The sequence below is a fragment of the Plantibacter sp. CFBP 8804 genome (assembly GCF_014841225.1).
GTDB lineage: Bacteria > Actinomycetota > Actinomycetes > Actinomycetales > Microbacteriaceae > Plantibacter > Plantibacter auratus.
The window spans coordinates 1-5098 of record NZ_JACYTU010000033.1 but is presented as its reverse complement, the minus strand read 5'-3'; the positions used below and the strand labels follow the sequence as shown (position 1 = coordinate 5098).

Genomic DNA, 5098 nt, shown 5'->3' with positions numbered 1-5098 from the left:
CGCAGCGGATAGGGACCGAACTGTCTCACGACGTTCTAAACCCAGCTCGCGTACCGCTTTAATGGGCGAACAGCCCAACCCTTGGGACCTACTCCAGCCCCAGGATGCGACGAGCCGACATCGAGGTGCCAAACCATGCCGTCGATATGGACTCTTGGGCAAGATCAGCCTGTTATCCCCGAGGTACCTTTTATCCGTTGAGCGACAGCGCTTCCACAAGCCACTGCCGGATCACTAGTCCCGACTTTCGTCCCTGCTCGACTTGTCAGTCTCACAGTCAAGCTCCCTTGTGCACTTACACTCGACACCTGATTGCCAACCAGGTTGAGGGAACCTTTGGGCGCCTCCGTTACTTTTTGGGAGGCAACCGCCCCAGTTAAACTACCCACCAGGCACTGTCCCTGAACCGGATTACGGTTCGAAGTTAGATATCCAGAGTGACCAGAGTGGTATTTCAACAATGACTCCACCTGAACTAGCGTCCAAGCTTCACAGTCTCCCACCTATCCTACACAAGCCACACCGAACACCAATACCAAGCTGTAGTAAAGGTCACGGGGTCTTTCCGTCCTGCTGCGCGTAACGAGCATCTTTACTCGTAATGCAATTTCGCCGAGTTCGCGGTTGAGACAGCTGGGAAGTCGTTACGCCATTCGTGCAGGTCGGAACTTACCCGACAAGGAATTTCGCTACCTTAGGATGGTTATAGTTACCACCGCCGTTTACTGGGGCTTAAATTCTCAGCTTCGCCTTGCGGCTAACCGTTCCTCTTAACCTTCCAGCACCGGGCAGGCGTCAGTCCGTATACATCGTCTTGCGACTTGGCACGGACCTGTGTTTTTAGTAAACAGTCGCTTCCCACTGGTCTCTGCGGCCTTCAAACGCTTTCGGAGCAAGTCCTAATACGCCTCAGGCCCCCCTTCTCCCGAAGTTACGGGGGCATTTTGCCGAGTTCCTTAACCACGATTCTCTCGATCTCCTTAGTATTCTCTACCTGACCACCTGAGTCGGTTTGGGGTACGGGCCACTAGAACCTCGCGTCGATGCTTTTCTTGGCAGCATAGGATCACCTACTATCCCTTACGGGTCCGTATCGTGTCTCAGCCTTCACGAGAGACGGATTTGCCTATCTCTCAGCCTACGCACTTACACCGGGACAACCATCGCCCGGCATAGGCTACCTTCCTGCGTCACACCTGTTAATACGCTAAACGCACCAGCATGGGGTCGAGCGTTAGACCGGACCCATCATCCCCGAAGGGAATCAGTCGTCCGGGTTAGGACTCTTAGCACCACTGGATTATCTTGGGCGGTTCTTCGCGGGTACGGGAATATCAACCCGTTGTCCATCGACTACGCCTGTCGGCCTCGCCTTAGGTCCCGACTTACCCAGGGAAGATTAGCTTGACCCTGGAACCCTTGGTCTTTCGGAGGACATGTTTCTCACATGTCTTTCGCTACTCATGCCTGCATTCTCACTCGTGTAGCGTCCACGGCTGGTTTACACCGCCGCTTCACTCGCCACACGACGCTCTCCTACCCATCAATACGGCTGGACCACGAAGGCCTACCAAAAATATCAATGCCACAACTTCGGTGGCGTGCTTGAGCCCCGTTACATTGTCGGCGCGGAATCACTTGACCAGTGAGCTATTACGCACTCTTTCAAGGGTGGCTGCTTCTAAGCCAACCTCCTGGTTGTCTGTGCAACTCCACATCCTTTCCCACTTAGCACGCGCTTTGGGACCTTAGTTGGTGGTCTGGGTTGTTTCCCTCTCGACGATGAAGCTTATCCCCCACCGTCTCACTGCTGCGCTCTCACTTACCGGCATTCGGAGTTTGGCTGACGTCAGTAAGCTTTTGGGCCCCATCGGCCATCCAGTAGCTCTACCTCCGGCAAGAAACACGCAACGCTGCACCTAAATGCATTTCGGAGAGAACCAGCTATCACGAAGTTTGATTGGCCTTTCACCCCTATCCACAGCTCATCCCCTCAGTTTTCAACCTAAGTGGGTTCGGTCCTCCACGACGTCTTACCGTCGCTTCAACCTGGCCATGGATAGATCACTTCGCTTCGGGTCTAGGACATGCGACTGAATCGCCCTATTCAGACTCGCTTTCGCTACGGCTACCCCACACGGGTTAACCTCGCCACATATCGCTAACTCGCAGGCTCATTCTTCAAAAGGCACGCTGTCACACCTACAAGGGTGCTCCAACGGTTTGTAAGCAAACGGTTTCAGGTACTATTTCACTCCCCTCCCGGGGTACTTTTCACCTTTCCCTCACGGTACTTGTCCGCTATCGGTCATCTGGGAGTATTTAGGCTTATCAGGTGGTCCTGACAGATTCACACGGGATTTCTCGGGCCCCGTGCTACTTGGGATACTCCTCGCACGATTGCAGCATTTCGACTACCGGGCTGGCACCGTCTCTGGCTGGGCTTTCAATCCCATTCGTCTATACCACGTTCTAATGCTCCCCGAATATCAGTTCGGAGTGAGAAGTCCCACAACCCCGGACATGCAACGCCTGATAGCTATCACACATGCCCGGTTTAGCCTCTTCCGATTTCGCTCGCCACTACTGACGGAATCACTGTTGTTTTCTCTTCCTGGGGGTACTGAGATGTTTCACTTCCCCCCGTTCCCTCTACCCGCCCTATATATTCAGGCGGGAGTCACCAGATCACCGCAAGGGGCCTGGCGGGGTTTCCCCATTCGGAAATCCTCGGATCACAGCTCGTTTATCAGCTCCCCGAGGCTTATCGCAGATTACTACGTCCTTCTTCGGCTCCAGATGCCAAGGCATCCACCGTTTGCTCTTAGAAATTTGAAATCACATGAGTTTGAATCGATCGGCACCAGTTACCTGATGCAGATTGACCAATGATCAACATCACTTCCGAAGAAGTATGTTTTGATCTTTGTGATCCACAACCCCAAAGGGTCATGAATCTAAGATGCTCGCGTCCACTGTGTAGTTCTCAAAGTACGGGCGGTACCTCTCTCCTTGACCATTGATGTCAAGCAAAAGAGGCCCTGAGGTTCGTCCTTCCTCCACCGAAGCGGAGAAGATCCGGTCCCTCAGGACCCAACAGCGTGCATATGCAAACCCTCCAGCCGGCCACCGTTCCAATCTCCCGAAGAAGACGTACTTGCTGGCAGACTCTCACGTCTGCATCAATGTCAATGTTCCACCCATGAGCGCCACCCGAGAACATTCGTCTCAGTGTGACTTGACAACGTAAACCTCGCTGTATACAGACGAGCGTTGCACATGCTCCTTAGAAAGGAGGTGATCCAGCCGCACCTTCCGGTACGGCTACCTTGTTACGACTTAGTCCTAATTACCGATCCCACCTTAGACAGCTCCATCCTTGCGGTTAGGCCACTGGCTTCGGGTGTTACCGACTTTCATGACTTGACGGGCGGTGTGTACAAGGCCCGGGAACGTATTCACCGCAGCGTTGCTGATCTGCGATTACTAGCGACTCCGACTTCATGAGGTCGAGTTGCAGACCTCAATCCGAACTGGGACCAGCTTTTTGGGATTCGCTCCACCTTACGGTATTGCAGCCCTTTGTACTGGCCATTGTAGCATGCGTGAAGCCCAAGACATAAGGGGCATGATGATTTGACGTCGTCCCCACCTTCCTCCGAGTTGACCCCGGCAGTATCCCATGAGTTCCCACCATTACGTGCTGGCAACATAGAACGAGGGTTGCGCTCGTTGCGGGACTTAACCCAACATCTCACGACACGAGCTGACGACAACCATGCACCACCTGTTTACGAGTGTCCAAAGAGTTGACCATTTCTGGCCCGTTCTCGTATATGTCAAGCCTTGGTAAGGTTCTTCGCGTTGCATCGAATTAATCCGCATGCTCCGCCGCTTGTGCGGGCCCCCGTCAATTCCTTTGAGTTTTAGCCTTGCGGCCGTACTCCCCAGGCGGGGCGCTTAATGCGTTAGCTACGACACGGAAACCGTGGAATGGTCCCCACATCTAGCGCCCAACGTTTACGGGGTGGACTACCAGGGTATCTAAGCCTGTTTGCTCCCCACCCTTTCGCTCCTCAGCGTCAGTAGCGGCCCAGAGATCTGCCTTCGCCATCGGTGTTCCTCCTGATATCTGCGCATTCCACCGCTACACCAGGAATTCCAATCTCCCCTACCGCACTCTAGTCTGCCCGTACCCACTGCAGACCCGAGGTTGAGCCTCGGGATTTCACAGCAGACGCGACAAACCGCCTACGAGCTCTTTACGCCCAATAATTCCGGACAACGCTTGCACCCTACGTATTACCGCGGCTGCTGGCACGTAGTTAGCCGGTGCTTTTTCTGCAGGTACCGTCACTTTCGCTTCTTCCCTGCTAAAAGAGGTTTACAACCCGAAGGCCGTCGTCCCTCACGCGGCGTTGCTGCATCAGGCTTTCGCCCATTGTGCAATATTCCCCACTGCTGCCTCCCGTAGGAGTCTGGGCCGTGTCTCAGTCCCAGTGTGGCCGGTCACCCTCTCAGGCCGGCTACCCGTCGTCGCCTTGGTGAGCCGTTACCTCACCAACAAGCTGATAGGCCGCGAGTCCATCCTTGACCAAAATTCTTTCCAGCAACTCACCATGCGGTGGAAGCTCGTATCCGGTATTAGACGTCGTTTCCAACGCTTATCCCAGAGTCAAGGGCAGGTTACTCACGTGTTACTCACCCGTTCGCCACTAATCCACCCAGCAAGCTGGGCTTCATCGTTCGACTTGCATGTGTTAAGCACGCCGCCAGCGTTCGTCCTGAGCCAGGATCAAACTCTCCGTAAATGTTGAATTGCACGACCACCGAAGCAGCCGGCACATTTCGCGCACCATGCCACCGGAATAGGTGAACACGATGCAAGTTTGAAACTGACAGAACAAATCATTACTGACTTGCTTTGTTTTGTTTAAATGTTTTCCAAAGGAATCTCTTACAACATCAACCAACCGAAAAGGAAGGCATCAATTGCACGAGGTTTTTGGCATTTGACATTGTGCACGCTGTTGAGTTCTCAAGGATCGGATGCTCCTGCCTTTGGCCATCACGACCGCCCTGCAGGGCAACTTCTCTA

At 53.9% G+C, this 5098-nt stretch carries 2 rRNA genes; both read right to left on the bottom strand.

From position 1 onward, the window contains the following. Nucleotides 1–2838: ribosomal RNA gene (locus IFU11_RS19880) — 23S ribosomal RNA — on the bottom strand; the annotation flags it as partial. Nucleotides 2839–3290: 452 nt separating this feature from the next. Continuing rightward, nucleotides 3291–4811: ribosomal RNA gene (locus tag IFU11_RS19875) — 16S ribosomal RNA — on the bottom strand. Nucleotides 4812–5098 lie beyond the last annotated feature (287 nt).